20 protein-coding genes are annotated in these 20494 nt (G+C 53.7%); 7 read left to right on the top strand and 13 right to left on the bottom strand.

Going from position 1 to position 20494, the window contains the following annotated elements; genetic code table 11:
- Positions 1–5: 5 nt before the first annotated feature.
- The 4 genes from WA318_RS12020 to WA318_RS12005 all read right to left on the bottom strand — a co-directional run bounded on the left by WA318_RS12020 (position 6) and on the right by WA318_RS12005 (position 4183).
- Positions 6–1103 carry an ABC transporter ATP-binding protein gene (locus WA318_RS12020; RefSeq protein ID WP_114097302.1) on the bottom strand — a complete coding sequence of 366 codons (1098 nt, stop codon included), beginning with the start codon at positions 1101–1103 and terminating at the stop codon, positions 6–8.
- A 110-nt stretch (positions 1104–1213) separates the two neighbouring features.
- Positions 1214–2368 (bottom strand): ABC transporter substrate-binding protein, encoded by a 1155-nt coding sequence (locus WA318_RS12015; protein ID WP_336081332.1) that lies wholly within the window; start codon positions 2366–2368, stop codon positions 1214–1216.
- Between the two features lie 111 nt (positions 2369–2479).
- Complete coding sequence (locus tag WA318_RS12010; protein WP_114097518.1) at positions 2480–3295, bottom strand: ABC transporter permease; 816 nt, start codon at positions 3293–3295, stop codon at positions 2480–2482.
- Positions 3296–3310: 15 nt separating this feature from the next.
- Positions 3311–4183, bottom strand: a complete 873-nt coding sequence (locus tag WA318_RS12005; protein WP_336081331.1) for an ABC transporter permease — start codon at positions 4181–4183, stop codon at positions 3311–3313.
- 175 nt (positions 4184–4358) lie between these two features.
- On the opposite strand from WA318_RS12005, the gene WA318_RS12000 reads away from it, so the two are divergent.
- Both WA318_RS12000 and WA318_RS11995 read left to right on the top strand, forming a co-directional pair.
- Positions 4359–5303, top strand: coding sequence for a LysR family transcriptional regulator (locus WA318_RS12000; protein WP_258548640.1), 945 nt, complete (start codon positions 4359–4361; stop codon positions 5301–5303).
- Between the two features lie 174 nt (positions 5304–5477).
- The gene (locus tag WA318_RS11995) at positions 5478–6164 is read left to right on the top strand and encodes a GntR family transcriptional regulator (protein WP_336081330.1); all 687 of its coding nucleotides are present in this window, start codon (positions 5478–5480) and stop codon (positions 6162–6164) included.
- Here the strand turns inward: WA318_RS11995 and WA318_RS11990 are convergent.
- The 4 genes from WA318_RS11990 to WA318_RS11975 form a co-directional block, all read right to left on the bottom strand.
- Positions 6161–6613 carry a type II 3-dehydroquinate dehydratase gene (locus WA318_RS11990; RefSeq protein ID WP_336081329.1) on the bottom strand — a complete coding sequence of 151 codons (453 nt, stop codon included), beginning with the start codon at positions 6611–6613 and terminating at the stop codon, positions 6161–6163. The genes WA318_RS11995 and WA318_RS11990 overlap by 4 nt on opposite strands.
- A gap of 10 nt (positions 6614–6623) precedes the next feature.
- A complete protein-coding gene (locus tag WA318_RS11985; protein WP_114097307.1) occupies positions 6624–7925 on the bottom strand; it encodes a TRAP transporter large permease in 1302 nt (433 codons plus the stop codon).
- The gene (locus tag WA318_RS11980) at positions 7922–8446 is read right to left on the bottom strand and encodes a TRAP transporter small permease (RefSeq protein ID WP_114097308.1); all 525 of its coding nucleotides are present in this window, start codon (positions 8444–8446) and stop codon (positions 7922–7924) included. The genes WA318_RS11985 and WA318_RS11980 overlap by 4 nt, the downstream gene beginning before the upstream one ends.
- Positions 8447–8523: 77 nt before the next feature.
- Positions 8524–9525 (bottom strand): sialic acid TRAP transporter substrate-binding protein SiaP, encoded by a 1002-nt coding sequence (locus WA318_RS11975; protein ID WP_336081327.1) that lies wholly within the window; start codon positions 9523–9525, stop codon positions 8524–8526.
- Between the two features lie 237 nt (positions 9526–9762).
- Between WA318_RS11975 and moaD the strand changes: the two genes are divergently transcribed.
- From moaD to WA318_RS11960, 3 genes are all read left to right on the top strand, one after another.
- Positions 9763–10014 (top strand): molybdopterin converting factor subunit 1, encoded by a 252-nt coding sequence (gene moaD, locus WA318_RS11970; protein ID WP_114097310.1) that lies wholly within the window; start codon positions 9763–9765, stop codon positions 10012–10014.
- Between the two features lie 220 nt (positions 10015–10234).
- Positions 10235–11827 carry an L-serine ammonia-lyase, iron-sulfur-dependent, subunit alpha gene (locus WA318_RS11965; RefSeq protein ID WP_336081325.1) on the top strand — a complete coding sequence of 531 codons (1593 nt, stop codon included), beginning with the start codon at positions 10235–10237 and terminating at the stop codon, positions 11825–11827.
- 209 nt (positions 11828–12036) lie between these two features.
- Positions 12037–13353 carry an NAD(P)/FAD-dependent oxidoreductase gene (locus WA318_RS11960; RefSeq protein ID WP_114097312.1) on the top strand — a complete coding sequence of 439 codons (1317 nt, stop codon included), beginning with the start codon at positions 12037–12039 and terminating at the stop codon, positions 13351–13353.
- 13 nt (positions 13354–13366) lie between these two features.
- On the opposite strand, the gene WA318_RS11955 is transcribed toward WA318_RS11960, so the two are convergent.
- The 5 genes from WA318_RS11955 to WA318_RS11935 all read right to left on the bottom strand — a co-directional run bounded on the left by WA318_RS11955 (position 13367) and on the right by WA318_RS11935 (position 18174).
- Entirely contained in the window at positions 13367–14065 is a 699-nt protein-coding gene (locus tag WA318_RS11955; protein WP_336081322.1) for a cysteine hydrolase, read from the bottom strand.
- Positions 14066–14067: 2 nt separating this feature from the next.
- Positions 14068–14562, bottom strand: a complete 495-nt coding sequence (locus tag WA318_RS11950) for a MarR family winged helix-turn-helix transcriptional regulator (protein ID WP_336081320.1) — start codon at positions 14560–14562, stop codon at positions 14068–14070.
- 192 nt (positions 14563–14754) lie between these two features.
- Positions 14755–15237, bottom strand: a complete 483-nt coding sequence (locus WA318_RS11945) for a group III truncated hemoglobin (RefSeq protein WP_336081318.1) — start codon at positions 15235–15237, stop codon at positions 14755–14757.
- A 90-nt stretch (positions 15238–15327) separates the two neighbouring features.
- On the bottom strand, positions 15328–16677 hold the full coding sequence (locus tag WA318_RS11940; RefSeq protein WP_336081316.1) for an NAD(P)/FAD-dependent oxidoreductase: 1350 nt from the start codon (positions 16675–16677) through the stop codon (positions 15328–15330).
- A 126-nt stretch (positions 16678–16803) separates the two neighbouring features.
- A complete protein-coding gene (locus tag WA318_RS11935) occupies positions 16804–18174 on the bottom strand; it encodes an aspartate aminotransferase family protein (RefSeq protein WP_114097317.1) in 1371 nt (456 codons plus the stop codon).
- A gap of 316 nt (positions 18175–18490) precedes the next feature.
- Between WA318_RS11935 and WA318_RS11930 the strand changes: the two genes are divergently transcribed.
- Together WA318_RS11930 and WA318_RS11925 are read left to right on the top strand one after the other, a co-directional pair.
- A complete protein-coding gene (locus WA318_RS11930) occupies positions 18491–19873 on the top strand; it encodes a glutamine synthetase family protein (RefSeq protein WP_114097318.1) in 1383 nt (460 codons plus the stop codon).
- 44 nt (positions 19874–19917) lie between these two features.
- Positions 19918–20466 carry a cupin domain-containing protein gene (locus WA318_RS11925; protein WP_114097319.1) on the top strand — a complete coding sequence of 183 codons (549 nt, stop codon included), beginning with the start codon at positions 19918–19920 and terminating at the stop codon, positions 20464–20466.
- Positions 20467–20494 lie beyond the last annotated feature (28 nt).

Raw genomic sequence — 20494 nt, 5'->3', positions numbered from 1 at the left:
GATCCTTAGTCCTGATGACCGGGCAACAACACACAATTACGTGCCGCGATATGCATATAGATATCGGCACCTTCCTGATGGGGGCGGGCATCAATCGGGTTGATGACCTGCCAGTCGCGGCCATTGGCCTCGACGAAATAACGGGCCTGCTGGCCAAGATAATCGACTGTTTTGATCTTGCCGGGAATAGCGATAACGCCGTCACCGGAGCCATTTTGATCAGACAGTTCAATTTTTTCCGCGCGCACGACGGCACGCACATCTTTGGACCCATTGGCCTTGGCGGTTTGCTCGGTCGTGGTCAGAAGTGTCTCGCCACTTTTAAGGCTGACACGCGTGAAACCTGCATCCGGGCTGCCAAGGTTTGCCGGGATAATGTTGGAATGGCCAAGGAAGTCGGCAACAAATGCTGATGCGGGATTGTTGTAAACATCCTGCGGTGCGCCTTCCTGCTCGACAATGCCGTTATTCATGACAACCAGCTTGTCAGACATCGCCAATGCTTCGGACTGATCATGGGTAACAAATACGGTGGCAACGCCCAGTTCACGCTGAATGCGTTTGAGCTCGACCCGCATTTCTTCGCGCAGGTTGGCATCAAGGGCCGAAAGGGGTTCATCAAGCAGCAAAACATCGGGTTCGATCACAATGGCACGCGCCAGCGCAATGCGCTGTTGCTGACCACCGGAAAGCTGATTGGGATAACGTTCCGCAACATGGGGAAGCTGCACCAGATCAAGTGCCTGATTGACCTTCTTTGCGATGTCGGCCTTGGCGACTTTGCGATATTTCAGGCCAAAGGCGATGTTGTCAAAAATCGTCTTGTGCGGGAACAGGGCATAGTTCTGAAACACAAGACCAAGATTGCGCTTGTGGATCGGCAGGCTGTTGACCCGTTTGCCCCGGATCATCAAATCGCCTTCGGTAATATCGGTCAGACCCGCGATCATGCGCAATGTCGTGGTTTTGCCACAGCCCGACGGGCCGAGAAAGGTGACAAAGCTGTTATCGGGCACGGTCAGGTCCATGCGTTTGACCGCCGTGAATTCCCCGTACCGCTTGACGACATTTTGAAGTTCAACGGCGTTGGATGTGTCTGCCATTGTGTTTAATACCCTGTCAGAATAAAGGTGCCCGCCCAAAAAGGTTGGGCAAATGTGTCCTGGCCGGTTGTGCGAAGGCCAGGACACAGGATCAGGTGCGCAAGGCGGGATTAGTAACCGCGCTGCACACGTGAGAAGGTTTTCGACCAGTCGGCTTCGTTCTCGTTCCAGTAGGCCGGATCAAAGAAGCTGAGTGATTCGAGCGTGCCCTTTGGATCGAACGCCGGCAGTGCCGGGATGACTTTGCCAAGTTCAACCTTCTGCGGGTCAAGGGCCGGCGGATAGCTCTGGCCTTCGGCAACCGCAATCGCGACTTCCGGCTCCAGCATGAAGTTCAGAAGCTCTTCACAGGCCGCCATCGGGCTGCCACGCAGCACAAACAGACATTCCTGCCAGCCAAGACCACCAGCCGGATCAAGATAGCCAATGTCATGGCCCTGATCCTGAAGTGCCTTGATGCGGCCAGACCAGCCTTCGGTAACATAGATTTCTTCTTCGGCCAGAAGGCTCATCAGTTCCGCGCCTGAGCTCCAATATTTAAGCGCCAGATCACGGTGCGAACGGATCATGTCCCAAACCGCGTCAATGTCCTTGATATTGTTCGGGTCCTGATCAGACTGAAGCGCGCCGTACCAGATACGGGTTTTCCATTCACCCCAACCGCCGATCTTGCCTTTATAGGCTTCATCGACCATCAGCTTGGCACCCTTGGCCTTGGCTTCGTCGTCGCTGATATATTTGCGGTTATAGGCAATGCCCGTGGTGCCGTAATCATATGGCACGGCCGAAATCGTGCCGCCGGTGATTTTACGAAGCGGCTCGATCAGGCTTGGAATCACGTTTTGAAGGTTCGGAATATTGGCTTCGTTGAGTTCCGAAGTCAGTTCGAGACCATGATAACGGGCATAGTCAAACACGCCCGAAAGGTGGGCAAGGTTGAATTCGCCCGGCTGGCCTGCCTTGACGCGTGCGATATATTCGTCAGCCCCGCCAAAGGTGCCCGAAACAACCTTGATACCGGTTTTCTGGGTATATGGTGCAAAGGCGTATTTTTCGAATGCCTCGGAAACAACGCCACCCCAACCGTCAAAGCGAACCTGTTCCGGGGTGGCAGCATGCGCCTTGCGTGCGAGCATCCCCATCGGGCCGCCGGTGACACCGGCAACAACACCGGCAGCGCCAAGAGCGGTCAGAAAAGTACGGCGGCTGATATCACCATCGCGGTAGCGATTAAGCAGGCGTTCATAGCGTTTCGTATCGTCCATTTAAGGCCTCCTGATAAAACAATTTATTCCGTTATCGGTTTTGTTCTTGGTCGTTGGTCTTTTGGTCTTGTTATTGGTTTTGGCGGTTTCCCGCGATATTCAAAGCTTGGTCTAGGCAATCTGTGTCTTGCGGTTTGATGCGCGCAATTTGCGCATCGCCATCACGCGCGCAATTGATGCCGCGACAAGGGGCAGGGCGACGGTGAAGATCACCATCACAGCGCCAAGGGCATTGATTTCGGGGCTGATGGAATTGCGCAGCATGGCAAAAATCTGGGTTGGCACGGTTTCAACACCGCCCGGTTTCCAGAACAGGGTGCCGGTGATGTCATCAAATGAAATCGTGAAGGAAAATAGCATCCCGGCCATCACCGCTGGCATCATCAGCGGCAGGGTGATTTCAAAGAATGTCTGAATTGGCGTTGCGCCAAGGCTCATGGCGGCTTCTTCGACATCGCGCCGGATGGACACCAGTCGCGCCTGTACCACAAGCACCACGAAGGGCAGGGTAAAGACAACATGCCCCATCAGAAGCAGGCCAAAGCTTTTGGGCATCGACAATGCCTGCAGGAAAAGCAGCAAGGCAACAGCCAGAACAACTTCCGGGATCAGGATCGGCGCAACCAGAAGGGTCGAAATCGTCCGTTTTCCCGGGAAGTCATAGCGCACCATCGCAAGAGCCGCCAGCGTGCCAAGCGTCGTTGACACTGCACTGGTCAGAAAACCCAGCAACAGGGACGTTTTAAACGCGCGCACAATGGCGTCATTGTTCCAAAGCGCTTCGAACCAGCGCAGAGAAAACCCCTCGATTGGAAATCCGCCAAACTGATTGGCGTTGAATGCCAGAAGGATCACCACGGCAACCGGCGCAAACAGGAACAGATAAACAAGGATGGTGGCAATTCGGATCATCGACCAGCCGGACATTGTCATATACCTCCCTTATTTGAAGCTCTTGGCGATCTGATCGATGCCGAGATAGCGGGTGTAAATGACGACCAGCGCCCCCAGAAGGGCCAGAAGGACGAGTGAAAGTGCCGATCCAAGCGGCCAGTTCAACTGGGTGACGATGGCCTCGAACACCAGATTGGCAAACATCGCATCACGCGGACCGCCCAGAACAATCGGGGTGATATAGGTGCCTGCCGCCAGCACGAAGCACAGAAGCGATCCCGCTGCCAGGCCGGGCAGCGACAGTGGCAAGGTCACTTCGCGGAAGGCCTGAAACCCTGTGCAGCCAAGACTTTGGGCCGCTTCCGTCAGGTTCTTGTCGATACCATCAAGGCTGACATAGACATTCAGGATCATGAAAGGTAGCAGATAATGCACAAGCCCCAGCACAACCGTGGTCTGATTATAAAGCATCTGGATCGGCTCATCGATGATGCCAATCGACAGCATCACGGTATTAAGCGCGCCCGATGTGCCCAGAATGTTGATCCATGACATGGTGCGGATGATGTAGCTGATCCAGAAGGGCAGCATCAGCATCAAAAGCAGAAATGCCTTGGATTTCATTGGCGTATTGGCAACGAAATAGGCCGGGATATACCCCACCAGTGCACAGATCACTGTGGTGTAAAAGGCAATGGCAAAGGTCTGAAACAGAATATCGCGATAGAACCGGTCGCCAAGGACCTCTATCCAGTTATCAAGATAAAAGCCGACCTGATCCGCACCGGTCGCTGTGCGTAACCAGAACGAATAGACGACAATAAACAGCATCGGGATGATCAAAAGCAGCCCGACTGTTGCCAGCGATGGCGATAACAGTATCCAGGGCGCGCGACGCGTCCCGGCGATATCTGCGGCCATTTATGCCTCCCGTTATTGTGCTCCGGCGATGCCGTGCGTGGTTATTTGGCCGTTGAAATATTTGCAGGCACCATTCCACCCCAGACTTGCACATAGCGCAAATAGATAAGTAGAATAGATCCCATAGCCAATAACTATGGGATGGGTTGAACATGGCAGCAGCCGGGGGATTGTGATGAATGAACTTATGCGTCGCCAGTTTGACTGGAACCTGTTGCATACCTTTACCGTGATTGTCGAAGAACGCTCGATCACAGGGGCCGCCAACCGGCTTTTGCTGCGTCAGCCAAGTGTCAGCAATGCGCTTAAACGGCTTGAAGATCAGATTGGCGCGCGTTTGATTGACCGGGAACGTGGCCGGTTCGAAGTCACCGAACAGGGACTGGCACTCTATCACGAATGTCGTGAAATCTGCGGGGCGATTGGCCGTTTATCTGATGTGATGTCTGATAGCGGCAGTCAGTTGACCGGTCACTTGCATCTCTGGCTGGCCAGTCACGTGGTGTTTCCGCCGCTTGACGATGCGCTGTTCGATTTCAACCGTGCGCACCCCGAGGTGACCTATGAAATCAATGTTGCAACCTCGATGCATGTTGTTGATCAGGTTCTCTCACAGCAGGCGAGCTTTGGCATCTGTCTGGTCAAGGAGCAGCATCCGCGACTGGAATATCGCAAGCTTTACCGCGAACATTTTGGCTTCTTCTGTGGGCCCAGCCATCATTTGTTTGGCAAGGAGAACCTGACACTTGCCGATCTGCGCAGCGAGGCTTTTGTTTCATTTTCCACCGATCAGCTTACCGATGCATTGGCCCCGGTCGCCATCTTGCGCGCACAGGAAGGCATGCGCGGCAAGGTCGTTGCTGTCAGCCCGCACCTTGAAGAGGTCCGTCGTCTGATCAATGCCGGACTGGGCATCGGGCCGCTGCCGATCCATGTGGTGCAGAACGCGACCGAACGCGGACAGCTGTGGCGCTTGCCGCCCTATGATGCGCCACCGGCGATTGACATCTATCTGGTCACCAATCCGCGCATGTCGCTGAGCCGGGCAGAACGGTTCTTCATCGATAACCTGACCGCACGCCTGTCACATGCCCCTGATGGATATTTTGTCTATCCATAAGGGGCCTGCCGTGGATTTTCCTCATACAATGGCATCTTGAGACATAAAATAATAATGTATAACAGAAGGTTATCGTCAAAAAATGCATTTTGATAAATTTATCTTATATTTTTATGATTGTCTGGTAAAAGATTAAAGAGCTAAGTTAATAAGCAGTCTGAGAAACTTGCATCTATGAAACAAAAATCATTTTTCGTCGCACGCGAAAACGAAACCGTTGGTGAAGTCGCTTTTCGTAACATCCGATCCGATATCATCCGGGGAAAATTGGCTCCGGGGCAAAAGCTTAAACTTGAAAAGCTCAAGGCGGAGTACGGAGTAGCGGTTCCAACCCTTCGCGAAATTTTGAACCGGCTCGCGGCCGAGGAATTTGTAATTGCCGAGGGCCAGCGCGGATTTGAGGTAACAGGCGTTTCCGAGGCGGGGCTTCGTGATATTGCGGGACTGCGTCTGTTGCTCGAAACCCATGCCTTGCGACAGTCTATTGCAACAGGTGACCTGCAATGGGAAGCGCGCGTTGTTTCTTCGCATCATATGCTTAAAGTGGTTGAAACCAAGCTGATCGAAGGTGATCTCAGTCAGGTGGAACAATGGGTTCAGCAGGATTGGGAGTTTCACCATGCGACCATTTCGGCATGCCAGTCACCTGCGATGATGGCGGCCCATTCAACGGCCTTTGACCGGTTTCTGCGCTATCATATGCTGGTTCTGGACTTCCGTGGCAAGCCAGCCGCTGATGAACATGCAAAGTTGCGTGATCTTGTCATCGAACGCGATGTCGAAGCTGCGGTAAAGCTTCTGACCAGCCATGTTGAAAGTGGTCTTAATCACGTTCTTGGCACAGGAAAAATCCCCGCCTAGGCGGGGATTGCTTCCTGTTCTGCGATCATTTCCTTGAGCGCGCCGATAGCAGTCGGATAGCCCTTGGCACCAAGTCCGGCGATCACTGCTGTGACAACGCCCGACATCAGCGAATGGTGATACATCTCTTCGCGACGGTGAATATTGGTAATGTGCAATTCAATTACCGGACCGGAAAACATCTTCAACGCATCCATGATCGCCATCGACGTGAACGTATAGGCGGCTGGGTTGAAAAGCAGGCCCGATGCCGTGTCGGTTGCCTCATGTATCCACTCGATAAGCTGGGTTTCGGAGTTGCTTTGGCGAAACTCAAGCGGTGTATCGCCAGCCGCAGCGCGGCACATTTTTTCCACGTCGGCCAGGGTCGTGTAACCATAAACTTCCGGTTCACGACGACCGAGCCGGTTAAGATTGGGGCCGTTTAAAACAAAAATGGGCTTAGACATGGTGGTCCTCTTAACCTTTGTAGCCAAATGCTCTGGGAAGCCAGAGCGCAATCTCGGGCACCAGAGTAAACAACAGCAATGCGCCGAGCATTGCGATCAGGAACGGGAATATTTCGCGGGAAATTTCACGCAGCGGACGATTTGAAATTGCCGTCATCACGAACAGCAGCAATCCATACGGCGGGGTGATCAGGCCAATCATGATGTTGATCACGCAGATCACACCGAAATGAACCAGATCAACACCAAGCATGTTTGCAGTTGGAATGAAGACAGGGACAATCACAAGAAGAATGGTCGTCCCTTCCAGCAGACAGCCAAGGACAAGCAGGATGGCATTCACCATCAAAAGGAATGCCATTGGTGAAAGGTCAAAGCCGCCCAGCCATGTGCTGAGGCTTGATGGGATATTTTCAACAGTCACGACATAGTTAAACACCATCGCCCCGGCGATCAGCATGCCGATTGATGTCGTTGTGCGCGCACTTGAAAGAAGCGAATGATAAAGGGCGCTCAGGTTTACGCTGCGATAAAGGATTGTCGAAACCAGCAATGCGTAAAGAGCTGCAATCGCGGCGGCTTCTGTCGGGGTGGTAATGCCGCCGTAAATCCCGCCCAGCAGAACAACCGGCATCAACAAGGCCGGAAAGGCATTTAGCGTAACCTTGGGTAACTCTTTTAGCGGGACAGGAGATTCGATCGGGAACTTGCGCCGACGGGCGGATGTTACGATGTAACCGGCCTGAAAAAGCCCCATAATAACGCCGGGAATGACACCCGCCAGAAACAGATATCCAATCGATGCATCGGAAACGAGCGCATAGACAACCATCGGAATGGATGGCGGAATAATCGGACCGATGACAGCAGATGCGGCTGTCAGTGCGGCGGCAAATGCTGGCGGATACTTGTTATCCTCGGTCATCATGCGTTGCATCATTTTACCCGTGCCAGCAGCATCCGCGATGGCAGAGCCGGACATGCCGGCGAAAATGATGCTTTGAACGACGTTGACCAACGCCAGACCACCCGGGAAACGACCAACGACAGCGTTACAAAAAGCAAGCAGGCGAACAGTCATGCTGCCCGAATTCATCAGCTCGGCGGCAAGAATGAACAAAGGCACAGCTAGCAGAATATAGCTCGAAAACATGCCATTGAGCAGTTGCTCTGATGCTGTCCCCATATCCAGTCCGGAGACCATCAGATACAGAATAGAAGAGGCAATCATCGCATGCCCGATGGGCAGGCCCAGAAGGCAAAGGCACACAATCGAAATGACGCAAAGCGCAAAGGGATCAACGAAACTCATGAATGGGTATCCGTATCGGAAAGGTGTGCCGGGTTTTCAGAGGTGTTTTGCCCGCGTAACGCAGTAATCAAAATCCACACATACCGAACCAGAATGGCAACGGCGAAAATCAGGTAGATCGAGAATAGCCAGTCGAAACGGATATCAAGATATGACGTGTCCTGAATTTTCATGAAGGTCACGAAATCCCACGTCGCAGGGAAAGACACCCCATAAAGAAACAGCAAGGCCAGTGCCGACAAAACGGTCATCACACGGCGAACTTTTGCGGGCACTGCGCTATAGACTATGTCAAAGCGTATCTCGTCTCTTTCACGCAGAACAAAGGCAGCACCCCAGAGAACAATCCAGAGCCACATGATGATGGTGAGTTCGGATGCGCCACCAATCGGAAAGTTCAGCAAGTATCGAAAGGCGACCTGGACAATGAAGGCGCCAAACATGATGGCAAGCATCAAGGCGGCAATGTTCTCTGCTCGACGATGGAGCCAGGCGCCGATCATTCTGATCCTGTCAGACATGTCTTGAATTCCGGTTTGCGTGCACAGGGAAAGCTTCCCTGCGCACGGTTTTGGAGTGGATGAACGGTTAGGAAAACTTACATCGCGTTGATGCGATCAAGCATGCCTTCCGGCCAGTCTTTGGAAAGATCGGAATCCAGATACATTTTCTGTGCGTGGGCACGGAATGCAGCAACGTCCGGAGTATAAATTTCGAGGCCCTGTTCCTTGAAGAAGTCCGCAAGTTTCTGCTCGCGGGCAAGGTGCTGTTCCTGACTCCAGTTGATGGCGTCATCCGCTGCTTTCTGGAAGGCCGCCTGTTCGTCGGCACTTAATCCATCCCAAACCTTGGATGACACGACGAGCAAGTCATAAGCAACCAGATGCGAAGTCAGGGCGATTTGCTTCATGACTTCATAGAACTTCATGTTTTCAACGTTTGGCAGCGGGTTGTCCTGACCGTCAATGGCACCGGTCTGAAGGCCGGTGTAAACCTCTGCATAGGCCATCGGGGTCGGGTTGGCACCCAGTGCCTTGCCCAGAAACTGCCATGCATCACCTCCGGGCATGCGCAGTTTGATGTCGCCCATATCTGCCGGGGTGTTGATTTTCTGATCTGTCCGCAGGCCGACCTGACGTGTGCCAAAATAGGTCGGGCCAAGGATGTGAATACCCAGTTGATCTTCGGCCATTTTCTTCATTTCAGTGCCAGCATCGCTGGCAAAGAATTTCCGCATATGATCCGCATCACGGAACAGATATGCCGAGCTGAGGATGGAAAATGCCGGAACCTGCGTTGCGATGTCCTGCGGGGATACGTTCCCCATTTCAAGGTTCCCGCGCTGGATCGCAAGAATCTCGGTGGTCTGCTTGAACAGGTTGCCGCCGTAATACAGTTCAACATTATACTTGTCACCAAGTGCTGACGAAAACTGCTTCATCATGTCAGCGCGAATGTCTTGTTCCGAGAAAACGGCAGAAAAACGCAGCTGTGTCTTGTCTTGGGCAACCGCCGGATTTCCAAATCCAAGCAGTGCCATAGTTCCGATTGCGGCCAGACCTGTTGCCAGCGCCCAACGACGGGTGATCTTACGTGTCATCTCTTGCCTCCCTAGATGCATTAATTATAAGACACTATCACTTTTGTAAGGTGATTCTTATTATATATGTGAAAAATTAGAACCTATCAAGATGCAAGCTGCCGCATGCCCCCCTAAGGGCTTTTGGCGAGGTGGATAGACAGCGTTGCGGTGGATTGATCTGGGTTTTGGGGGCTTGCGTCTTGGCAGTGATTGCGCAAGCATGGGCCAAACTCAAATCAGTCATCAGGATTGCAAATGAAACTGGTCTATTTTTCGTGGGTCAAGGACCGCATCGGTTTTGGCGAGGAAGACATTGATCTTCCCGATGATGTTAAAACCGTCGAAGACCTTCTTGTCTGGCTTCCGGGGCGGGGGGCGAACTTTGCGGATGCGCTTGCCGATCCCGCCATCATCCGGGTCGCGGTGGATCAGGAATATTCAACGCCTGATGCCGATGTCACCAAAGCCAGCGAGATTGCCCTGTTCCCGCCCGTGACCGGTGGCTGATTTTATTTGTCATACAAATAAAGATACCGCGCATCGCGATGCGGTTAATCGGCAGAAGATTTCACGATAATCGAATTTCGATCCCGGTCAGTGTTTGTTCACCGACCGGGATTTTGTTTTGGGTGATTGCATTCGCATCAAAGGCGGGTGATGATCATGGCATATTGTATGCAATTATCCCGCAAAATCCGACATACAGCGCCAATCAAGAAGTACCGCCATGCAAGAAATCAGCCTGCTTAATTCCGTCATCGGTCCCGTCATGCGCGGGCCGTCCAGTTCGCACTGTGCTGCACCCTATATGATGGCAAAGCTTGTCCGCGAACTTTCGTGCTCGAACGGCGAGGTTCTTGAAAAGGCGGTGGTGCGGTTTGATCCGCGCGGGTCTTTTGCCCCGTGCTACAAGGCGCAAAGCTCGGATGAAAACTTTGCTGCTGGGCTTTACGGGGCCAAGCTGACCGATGCCGATTACCGCGAAATTCTGGGTCGGGTGGAGCGCGGCGAAGGATTTCATTTCGCGGTCGAGGTCACCGAACTTGATAACAACAACCACCCCAACCGGGTGGACCTTGAGCTGACCCTGCGTGGTCGGGACGGGGATGCACGAACCGATATCTATACCGGTGCCTCGGTTGGTGGCGGGATGTATTACATCGACAGCATGAATGGCGAAGCCCTGTTTATGACCGGTAAAACAGCGACAGTTTTTGTCTGGGGCGCGGGCGCGGTATCTGATGCCGACCAAATTGCAAGCCTTCTTGCAACTGGTGAGAACAGGCTTTTGGGGATGTCGGTCGATCAGAAGCACAATCGCGTCGAGATTTCCCTGCAATCCGTGCCGTCCGCCGACTGTCTGGCCGGGATTGCGGCACGTGATGACGTTCGTGATGTACGGTTCGCCGATGCGTCACAATACCCGGTCTGCGCAATGGATGATCTGTTTTCAACCAGTGACGCGGTGATTGCGGTTGCCGATCAGGATGAAGGCGGATCAATCGCCGATGCGGCCTTGGCCCTTGAGGCCAGGCGTCTTGGCCTTTCGCGTGAGGCAACACGCATTCTGTTCCGTGAACGCTGTGAATTGATGTTGCGTGTCGTGGCCGAGGGATTTGATGCCAAACCCGAAGACAACGTGATGCGGTTCCTCACCTTGCGGGCCCGCAAGGTGCGTGACGCCAATTTGCCCGGCGGTCTTGGCGGGCCAGTACTTCAGGATGCAATTGCCGGTGCGCTCTCGGCGATGGAGCGTGACAGTAACCGGGGGCTGGTCTGTGCTGCCCCGACGGCGGGAAGTGCGGGTGTGGTGCCCGGAACGCTTTATGGCCTGATCCGTCACGGCATTGATATCGAAGGAGCGACGGATGCCCTTCAGGTCATGGCACTGATCGGCGCGGTATTTGCCGCACGCGGAACCTTTGCCGCAGAATGTGGCGGCTGTTCGGTGGAAACCGGGGCGTCGGCGGCAATGGCGGCTGCCGGTGTCGCGCAGGCCTATGGCGGATCGGCAAGGCAATGCTTTGATGCGGCAAGCATGTGTCTGATGAATACCCTTGGCCTTGTCTGTGACCCGGTCGGCGGAGATGTTGAAATCCCGTGCCATGCCCGTAATGTTGCAGGTGTTTCGCACGCCTTTTCATCGGCAATGGCGGTTCTTGCCGGGTTTGATGCGGTGCTGGGATATGACGAACTGGTCGATCAGACCGTCAAGATCGGCGCGATGATGCATCCGGATTTGCGCTGTACGGCGCGCGGCGGCTGTGCGGCAACCAAAACCGCGTTGCGCATGGTCGAGGCGGTTACGCAAGGTGCCTAGGGATGAGGCATCTGACTTCGGTTAAAGCCGACTGACATTTATCGCGTTTTGGGTGCGGGTTGGCGCAATCCTTTTCCCTTTGGGTTGTCTGTTTTGGCATAATCGGCGAAATGCGCCAGACCATGCCGAAAACGGGCAGTTTTCCCTTGATAGATGGGCCTGTTCGGGCAGGATAGGGCGACGATAAACAACGAAAATGAGGATTCCTCGTGTTTACCCCCAATCTGCTGACGGCCAATGACAAGGACGGCACCTATCCGGCGTCCTATTATGCGGCCACCGCAAATCCGACCGAAAAATTTGCAAAGCTTGAGGGGGATCAAACCTGCGACATTGTCGTGATCGGCGGGGGCTTTACCGGTTTGTCTTCGGCCCTGCATCTTGCGGAACGCGGATTTGACGTCATCCTGCTTGAAGCACACCGGGTTGGCTGGGGCGCTTCGGGCCGCAATGGTGGTCAGGTCGGATCGGGCCAGCGCCGCGAACAGGACGATCTTGAAAAGATGGTCGGGCGCGCGGATGCCAAGAAACTTTGGGATATTGCCGAACAGTCAAAGGACATCGTCAAGTCGCTGATCGCCAAGCACGACATCAAGTGTGACTGGAAACCGGGCATTCTACATGCCGATCATCGTGCGCGCTTTGTCCCTGAAACTCATGAATATGCCCACAAGCTTCAGACCGAATATGGTTATGACCAGATCCGGGCCGTTGATCGCGATGAGATGCGCGAGATGCTCGGATCCGAGTTTTATCACGGTGGGTCGCTTGATATGGGAGCGGGTCATATTCATCCGCTGAATTTCGCACTCGGGATTGCTGACGCGGCCCGTCGTGCTGGTGCCCGGATATTTGAGGGGGCCTTTGTCACGTCCTACGAAAATCAGGCAGGCAAGGTTACGGTCAAAACGCGGGATGGCGCGGTTGTTCGCGCGAACAAGTTGATCCTTGGCTGTAACGGATATCTTGATGCGCTTGATGACCGGGTGGCCAGGCGCGTCATGCCGATCAACAATTTCATCATCGCTACCGAACCGCTGGGTGATGATCTGGCGCGCGAGCTGATCCGTGATGATGTGGCGGTCGCGGATTCAAAGTTCGTGATTAACTATTACCGGCTAAGTGCCGATAAACGCATGTTGTTTGGCGGGGGGGAGACATATGGCTATACCTTTCCGCGCGATATCAAATCTTTTGTGTCGCCGCATATGCTGGAAGTCTATCCGCAGCTTAAAGACGTGAAGATTGATTATGGCTGGGGTGGGACATTGGCGATTACGATGAACCGCATGCCGTTCTTCCGCAAGATCGACGACAACACTTTCACCGCATCGGGTTATTCCGGACATGGTGTTGCGATGGCGACCCTGGCCGGACAGATCATGGCCGATGCGGTGGCGGGCACCATGGACCGGTTTGATGTGATGTCGAACATCAAAATCCCGGTCTTCCCGGGCGGAAAGTCATTGCGCTTTCCGCTGCTGGTCGCGGCGATGTTGTGGTACTCGATCCGCGACAAGTTGTGATCATCAAGTGTGATCAGGCCGGATCAAGAGTTTTGGCCTGATCGGTTTTGGGTGTGCTGTGCTTTGCAATCCCGTCATGAACGCCCGCAGCGATCAGGCGGGATTTTGTTTTCAGCCAGCTTTCCGGATTAAGGGCCAAGGTGGTCGCATCACTTATGGAAATGTCATAGCCGCGATTAAGCGCCCCCTGAATGGTGGCATTGACACAATAATCGCCATCAAGCCCGACAATGATCAGCTTGCCGACATCATGGCGTGCAAGAACCCGATCCAGTTCCGGTTCGTGAAACGCATCGGCCCGTGATTTGACAATATCGTGGTCAATATCGCCATCAATCCGGTCATCAAGAGAAAGCCCGGTCGATGATGCGCTGCCACGGCCTTCGTTCAGCAGCTTGACCAGAAGATTGATATAAAACCCGTCAAATTTCTGACGAATTGAAATCACCGGGATGTCATTGGCATTCGCGGTTTCAACGAGGTCATTGATCGCGACAAGCGCATTGTGAAGCTTGTCGGCCGGATAAGCGTTCTTTGCCGTGTCGGACGTAAAATCTTCTTGCAGATCAACGATCAAAACGGCGGTGTTCGGGCGCAGCTCGGTTTCAATTGGCGCACCGGTGCTGGCAGTAAGGTGGCGGTGATGTCCGTAAATTGTGTAGGCAATCAGGGCAACAATCAGGATTGGAATGATCAGGAGCGCAAACCACATCGTCACTTTCTCCGTGTTTCTTTGGGGTTCGCGTTCTTGGGTGCAGATGCCCGGTCTGCAAACCAGCGGTTCATGCTTTGTTGAAGCCGATAATGGGTGTCTATTTCTTCAACGGTAAAAAGGCCTGCGAGTTCCCGAAGCATATCCATTTCATGACCGCGAATGGCACGGATTGCCGCCTGTCCGCGATCTGTTAGGACATGGAAATGCGCACGTGCATGATCGGGATTGGTTTGTTGCGTCGTCAAGCCAAGCTCTGTCGTTTCGGCGAGCATACGGGCAATGAACTGGCGTTTGAGTTCGAGACGGTCGGTTAATTGCGGGGCGGTCATGGCCCCGCCATCATCCAGAACTTCCAGAACAGCACGCTGGCCAACCGTCACCCCGCTATTGCCGAGTTCCCGTTCCACATAGGCCGCAATATTGCGCAACAGCGGACGGGTCAGTTGAATGGCGTGATAAAGTTTTTCGGTTGATGAGAGTTGATTTGTTTCCATACCCTCAGGAAACAGCAATCAATGATATTTGTCAACTTAGTTGACATTGTGGATTTGTGAAAAGCGGCGGTGCGTTTAAATGCGCAGTTATGTTTTCAGGCTCTCGATGTCAGAATGTGTTTATTGATCAACCGGTTGTGGTCTGGCCGTCGAGTATTCTGTCGGGTTTTCTGCCCGAAAACCCGACGGCCGTTATTTCGGATCCCAGCTTGAAACCGGATCATAGCGTTCGCCTTTGCCAAGGATCACGCCATTATGGGCGGCGATGCCGATCTCGAAACTTGATGCGATGCGCAGGGCGCGTTCCATGAAATGGCGGGCGGCGGGTTCTTCGCAATATTCCGACAGGGTCTGGGCAAAAAGTTCGAGCCAGCGGTCAAAATGATGACGGGTGATCTTAAGCGACAGGTGTTTTTGCATCGGACGGCCATCATAATTGCCCGTGGCAAGGGCTACCGATGACCAGAACATCACCATACGATCCAGATGATGATCCCAGTTTTCGACCTTTTCATCAAAGACAGGGCCCAGCATCGCGTCATCGCGGACCTTGGCGTAAAAGCCATGAACGATGTTCTTGATCATGTCCTGATCGATCCCGGTATCTTCCTTGATACGACGGGTGGCGATTTCGCGGCGCTCCTTGATTTCGGCAAGGGTCGGTTGGTCTGACATCTGAATGCGGGCTCGTTCCGGGTTGTGATGTGATCGCGGCAATAGCCCGAAAGCATATCGCCGCGACATGACATAGGTCAGTTTGGGCCATTACGCAAATCTGTCGCGCAATCCGTAATATCGATAGGCAAGGCTGCGTCCAAGGCGGCGGAACCGAGCAAGCGGGAACCGGTCTGGCGGGGTGCCAAGAATGGTTCCGATATCGGACGGTTTTCCGGTGCCAAGGATTTGTTTGCCCAACATCTGCCCGGCAAGGCTGCCAAGGGCGACGCCATTGCCATGCCAGCCAAGCCCGGTCCAGACCTCGCGATGGCCCGGTACGCGACCGATATAGGGCCGGAAGGATTGTGACAGACAGGCAAGCCCGTTCCAGTGATGGGTGATGTCAACATCCCGCCATGCCGGGAACATGCGATCGAAATGATGCAAAAGATCCCTTTTGCCAGCATCAAAGGCCGATTGCGTCGCGGTAATGCCGCCCCGACCACCAAACATGAAGCGGTTATCAGGCAATTTGCGGAAATAATGCAAAAGGATGCGACTGTCATAGGCCATCAGATCACTGGTCCAGCCCTGTTCGGCAAGTTCATCATCGGACAGCGGGCGGGTTACCAGAATTCCGGAAAAGACCGGCATCAAACGCCCGCCAATCCAGTCGGGAAGGTTTTCCGCACTGTAACCGTTGGTCGCGATGACAACCTTTTGCGCCGAAATCCGTGTATTTCCGGACCGAAGGTCATAGCCTGTGCCGGTATCTTTCAGGTCTTCGATCATCGCCTGTTCGAATATCCGAACACCTTTGGCGATACATTGCTGATGTAGACCGGCAAGGTATTTAAGCGGATGCAGGCCGAACCCGGTTTTGACATGCAAACCGCCATAGGTGTCAGCCGCAACAAGGCCGCGTTCATGCAATTGTTCGCGGGTCAGAAATTGACAATCGATATCGGAGAAATGCGCATGTTGCGCATCTTCTTCATGAAGCTCTGCGATGCGGTTTGGTTTATGGGCCAGAACGACTTCACCATCGGAATGACGGTCTGCATCAATGCCCCAGTCATCAAGGCGGGATGCGACAAGGTCGATGGATTGACGTTGAAGCCGCGCGTAATGGCGTGTTTCGTCCTCGCCAAAGCGTAAGCCCAGTTCGGCATAGCTAAGCGGGCTGCCACCGATACAGCAAAATCCGCCATTACGGCCCGAAGCGCCCCAGCCACTGCGCCCGGCATCGAAAACAGCAACCTCGACCCCGTTCTCGGCAAGCTCCAACGCGGTCGAAAGCCCGGTATAGCCACCGCCAATAATCGCAACACCGGTTTTAAACGTGCCTTCAGCGGGAAGCGTTTCACATCGGGGCAAAGGACCGGCACTTGCCGCCCAGTAACTGTCGGGCATGGTTTGGGTCTGATAGGCAAGCGGCTGATAAAGACGTTTGAGCATGTCGCACTCTGTCAGGTAATGGGGCTGGTATTTGGGCAAGGAACACGGGCGTAAACCGAAAACACCCGGCGATCATGATACCGCCGGGTGTTTGTGTCATTTACTCAATTCAGATCAAACCGGTTTTTACATTTTGCCGATTTTCCTTGCCGTCTCGTCAAAGGCGGCACGGGCGCGTTTGACCAGCTCGTCGACTTCATCACGTGTGATGCAAAGCGGCGGCGAAAGAACCATGCGATCCCCACAGGCGCGCATGATCACACCATTGGCCACACAGGCATCCCGGCAAATGGTGCCAACCGTGCCCGGCTTGTCAAAAGCTTTGCGGGTTTTTTTGTCATCAACCAGCGGCATCCCGGCAATGAGGCCAACAGTTTCAACCGCACCGACCAGCGGGTGGTCTTCAAGGGTCTTGAGTGCGTTGGCGAAATACGGGCCGATATCATCCCTGACGCGTTCGACCATTTTTTCGTCGCGCAGGATTCGGATGTTTTCCAGTGCGACCGCGGCACATGCCGGGTGACCGGAATAGGTGAAGCCATGGGTGAATTCACCACATTCATTGATCAGAACATCGGCAACGCGATCACCAACCATGACGGCCGAAATCGGCAGGTAACCTGACGACATGCCTTTTGCCATCGGCATCAGGTCGGGTTTGATATCAAAGGTATCAGAACCGAACCAGTTCCCGGTACGGCCAAAGCCGCAAATGACTTCATCGGCAATCAGAAGAATGTCGTATTTCTTGCAGATACGCTGAATTTCCGGCCAGTAGGTCGACGGCGGAATGATCACGCCACCCGCACCCTGGATCGGTTCGCCGATAAAGGCACCAACGCGATCTGCGCCAAGTTCCTCGATTTTCTCTTCAAGCTTGCGGGCTGCAATCAGGCCGAATTCCTCGGGCGTGTGATCGCCACCTTCGCCATACCAGTAGGGCTGATCAATATGAACAACATCGGGAAGCATCGGGCCGCCTTGCGCATGCATGCCCGACATGCCACCAAGCGACGCACCGGCCACAGTCGAACCGTGATAGGCGTTCTTGCGGCTGATGATATAGGTGCGTTCGGCCTTGCCTTTGAGTTTCCAGTACTGGCGAACCATGCGAACGACCGTGTCATTGGCTTCCGACCCGGAATTGGCGTAAAATACGTGGTTCAGGCCTTCTGGCGTGATTTCGGCAAGAACTTTGGAAAGCTCGATCGCCGGAGTATTCGCGCACTGGAAGAAGTTGTTATAGTAGGGCAGTTCCTGCATCTGGGCATAGGCCGCGTCAGCAAGTTCCTTGCGACCATAGCCGATATTGACGCACCACAGACCCGCCATGCCATCAAGATAGCGTTTGCCAGTGGAATCTTCGATAAAGACGCCCTGGGCACGTGTGATAACCCGGGTGCCACGATTATTCAGGTCCGCCGTATCGGTGAACGGATGAAGGTGGTGTGCCTGGTCAATGTCCTGCCAATAGGCGGTTTTGTCGAAATTATTCATAACGTCTCCTGACAGCGATGCTGGTCTGCTTTTGTGCGATATGTTGAACATCTGCATTTAGTGTTCGTTTTTTTGAACACCTTTGCAAGAGGATTTTTCGACAAATTTTTTCAGTATTCTGTGTTGGTTTTGGCGCTATGTGGTCGATACACCTCATGCCGGGGGCAAAAGATGTTTGAGGATCTTGCGTCTTTTTGCACTGCATGATTTGCACGATATATCGAACGAAGGGGCTTGACCGGCGCATTCCGGCACGGCACGATGGCAGACAGGCGCAATTGCTTTAATAATAGGCCTTTTCTGGGAGTATAAGACGATGAACAAGTCGTTCGTCGAAGACAGTAGGGCAGAAGCCCAACGATTCTTTGAAGAAAATCCTGATGTCGAACTTGTTGAGTTGCTCATTCCCGACATTAACGGCGTGTTTCGCGGCAAGCGAATCAGCAAACAAAAGTTTCTTAAAAGTTTTACCGAAGGCGTGACTTTACCCGGTTCGATGTGTCTGGTGGATATCACCGGTGACAACCCGGAAGGTACGGGACTTCTTTGGTCGAGCGGTGACCAGGACAATCTGGCAAAACCGATCCCGGGAACCCTGTGTCTTGTCCCTTATGGTGAATTGCCGCTCGCCCAGGTGATGATGAGCCTGCACAATCTTGACGGCACCCGGTTCTTTGCCGATCCGCGCAACGTTCTTCAGGGCGTTGTTGACCGGATGGCCGCAGACGGTCTGTACCCGACTGTCGCACTTGAACTTGAATTCTATCTTGCCGACCAGAATGAAAAAACCGCCGAACCGTTGCCGCCACAACCGCTTGGCGGCGGGATTGCGTCGGATGGTGTTCAGGTTTACGGCCTGCAACAGATCGAGGATTTTGAAAAAGTCCTTCATGATGCGGTGGCCGAACTCAACCGTCAGGGCATCCCGGCCGATACCATCGTGGCCGAAGCCGGCCCCGGCCAGTTCGAGATCAATCTTGGTCATGTGACTGATCCGATGCTGGCAGCAGATCATGCCATGCAGCTCAAACGCGTGGTCAAGGGCATTGCCTGGGATCATGGGGTCACCGCGACCTTTATGGCCAAGCCATATTCCGATCAGGCCGGTAACGGTCTTCATGTTCACGTATCGTTGCGTGACAAGGACGACAACAATGTATTGTCGCCGGTCGGGGATGAAGAAGTTTCGGACAATCTGCGCTTTGCAATTGGTGGCCTGCAGGAAGCCATGTTTGAAAGCATGGCGATCTTTGCGCCGAACCCGAACTCTTTCCGCCGGTTCCAGAACAAGGCCTATGCGCCGATGTCGCCGAATTGGGGACTTAACAACCGTACTGTTGCACTTCGTATTCCCGCAGGCAGCCCGAAAGCCGCCCGTGTTGAACATCGTGTATCAGGGGCAGATGCCAACCCGTATCTGGTTTTGGCCTGTGTTCTTGCGGGCATGCATCACGGGATCAAAAACCAACTTGATCCGGGTGAGCCGACCGTTGGCAACGGCTATGAACAGCATGGCGGGCGGATTGTTCCGCGCAGCATGATTTCAGCACTCGACCGGTTTGTTGAAGGCGATATCGTCAAGGACTATCTGGGTGAACGGTTTGTCGAAGTCTTCGATATCTGCCGTCGCGCGGAATATGACGAATTCTTTGCCGAAGTTACCCAGCTTGAATATCGCTGGTACCTTGACGCTGTCTGATCGCACATAAACATAAGAAAACGTTCGATAGGGAAACGACGGGAATGTCACAAAAGGTAGGAGATCGGTTGAAGGCCGTGCGCAGCATGTATGGGCTGTCGCAACGTGAGCTGGCACGACGTGCCGGTGTCACCAACAGCACGATTTCAACCATCGAACAAAACCGGGTCAGCCCGTCTGTTGACAGCCTTGCCAAGGTATTGGCAGGCATCCCGATGAGCCTGATTGATTTCTTCACCATTGATCTCGACAATGGTGAAGAAATTTTCTTTAAAAAAGAAGAACTTGTCGAACTTTCCGACGGGACGATGTCAATGCGTCTTGTTGGCGCATCACGCAAGGATCGTAAATTGCGTGTGCTGCATGAAACCTATCCGGCAGGCGGGGATACCGGCGATAACCTGATCGTCCAGAAGGGCGAGGAAGCCGGTGTTGTCGTTCGCGGCAAACTTGAAGTCACGGTGGGTGAAAGGGTCAAGGTTCTTGGTCCCGGTGATGCCTATTACTTCAATGCCGAAATACCGCACCGTTTCCGCAATGTCGGGGACGGGGAATGCGAAATCGTCAGTGCCGCGACACCGCCGTCATATTGATCACATGATCACATGATTATCCGGGCAG

Source organism: Thalassospira sp. CH_XMU1448-2, assembly GCF_037027285.1.
Taxonomy (GTDB): Bacteria; Pseudomonadota; Alphaproteobacteria; order Rhodospirillales; family Thalassospiraceae; genus Thalassospira; species Thalassospira profundimaris_C.
The sequence above is the reverse complement of the archived record's forward strand: the minus strand, read 5'-3'. Positions and strand labels throughout refer to the sequence as shown.

What these genes read in the sequence shown, in the direction of transcription:
- moaD (WP_114097310.1), top strand. Translation starts at nt 9,763, where the DNA reads ATGAAACTGGTCTATTTTTCGTGGGTCAAGGACCGCATCGGTTTTGGC.
- WA318_RS12010 (WP_114097518.1), bottom strand. Translation starts at nt 3,295, where the DNA reads ATGTCCGGCTGGTCGATGATCCGAATTGCCACCATCCTTGTTTATCTG.
- WA318_RS11985 (WP_114097307.1), bottom strand. Translation starts at nt 7,925, where the DNA reads ATGAGTTTCGTTGATCCCTTTGCGCTTTGCGTCATTTCGATTGTGTGC.
- WA318_RS11990 (WP_336081329.1), bottom strand. Translation starts at nt 6,613, where the DNA reads ATGTCTAAGCCCATTTTTGTTTTAAACGGCCCCAATCTTAACCGGCTC.
- WA318_RS11980 (WP_114097308.1), bottom strand. Translation starts at nt 8,446, where the DNA reads ATGTCTGACAGGATCAGAATGATCGGCGCCTGGCTCCATCGTCGAGCA.
- WA318_RS11945 (WP_336081318.1), bottom strand. Translation starts at nt 15,237, where the DNA reads ATGTCAGACCAACCGACCCTTGCCGAAATCAAGGAGCGCCGCGAAATC.
- WA318_RS11925 (WP_114097319.1), top strand. Translation starts at nt 19,918, where the DNA reads ATGTCACAAAAGGTAGGAGATCGGTTGAAGGCCGTGCGCAGCATGTAT.
- WA318_RS11950 (WP_336081320.1), bottom strand. Translation starts at nt 14,562, where the DNA reads ATGGAAACAAATCAACTCTCATCAACCGAAAAACTTTATCACGCCATT.
- WA318_RS11995 (WP_336081330.1), top strand. Translation starts at nt 5,478, where the DNA reads ATGAAACAAAAATCATTTTTCGTCGCACGCGAAAACGAAACCGTTGGT.
- WA318_RS11935 (WP_114097317.1), bottom strand. Translation starts at nt 18,174, where the DNA reads ATGAATAATTTCGACAAAACCGCCTATTGGCAGGACATTGACCAGGCA.
- WA318_RS11930 (WP_114097318.1), top strand. Translation starts at nt 18,491, where the DNA reads ATGAACAAGTCGTTCGTCGAAGACAGTAGGGCAGAAGCCCAACGATTC.
- WA318_RS11975 (WP_336081327.1), bottom strand. Translation starts at nt 9,525, where the DNA reads ATGACACGTAAGATCACCCGTCGTTGGGCGCTGGCAACAGGTCTGGCC.
- WA318_RS12000 (WP_258548640.1), top strand. Translation starts at nt 4,359, where the DNA reads ATGAATGAACTTATGCGTCGCCAGTTTGACTGGAACCTGTTGCATACC.
- WA318_RS11955 (WP_336081322.1), bottom strand. Translation starts at nt 14,065, where the DNA reads ATGTGGTTTGCGCTCCTGATCATTCCAATCCTGATTGTTGCCCTGATT.
- WA318_RS12020 (WP_114097302.1), bottom strand. Translation starts at nt 1,103, where the DNA reads ATGGCAGACACATCCAACGCCGTTGAACTTCAAAATGTCGTCAAGCGG.
- WA318_RS11965 (WP_336081325.1), top strand. Translation starts at nt 10,235, where the DNA reads ATGCAAGAAATCAGCCTGCTTAATTCCGTCATCGGTCCCGTCATGCGC.
- WA318_RS12015 (WP_336081332.1), bottom strand. Translation starts at nt 2,368, where the DNA reads ATGGACGATACGAAACGCTATGAACGCCTGCTTAATCGCTACCGCGAT.
- WA318_RS11940 (WP_336081316.1), bottom strand. Translation starts at nt 16,677, where the DNA reads ATGCTCAAACGTCTTTATCAGCCGCTTGCCTATCAGACCCAAACCATG.
- WA318_RS12005 (WP_336081331.1), bottom strand. Translation starts at nt 4,183, where the DNA reads ATGGCCGCAGATATCGCCGGGACGCGTCGCGCGCCCTGGATACTGTTA.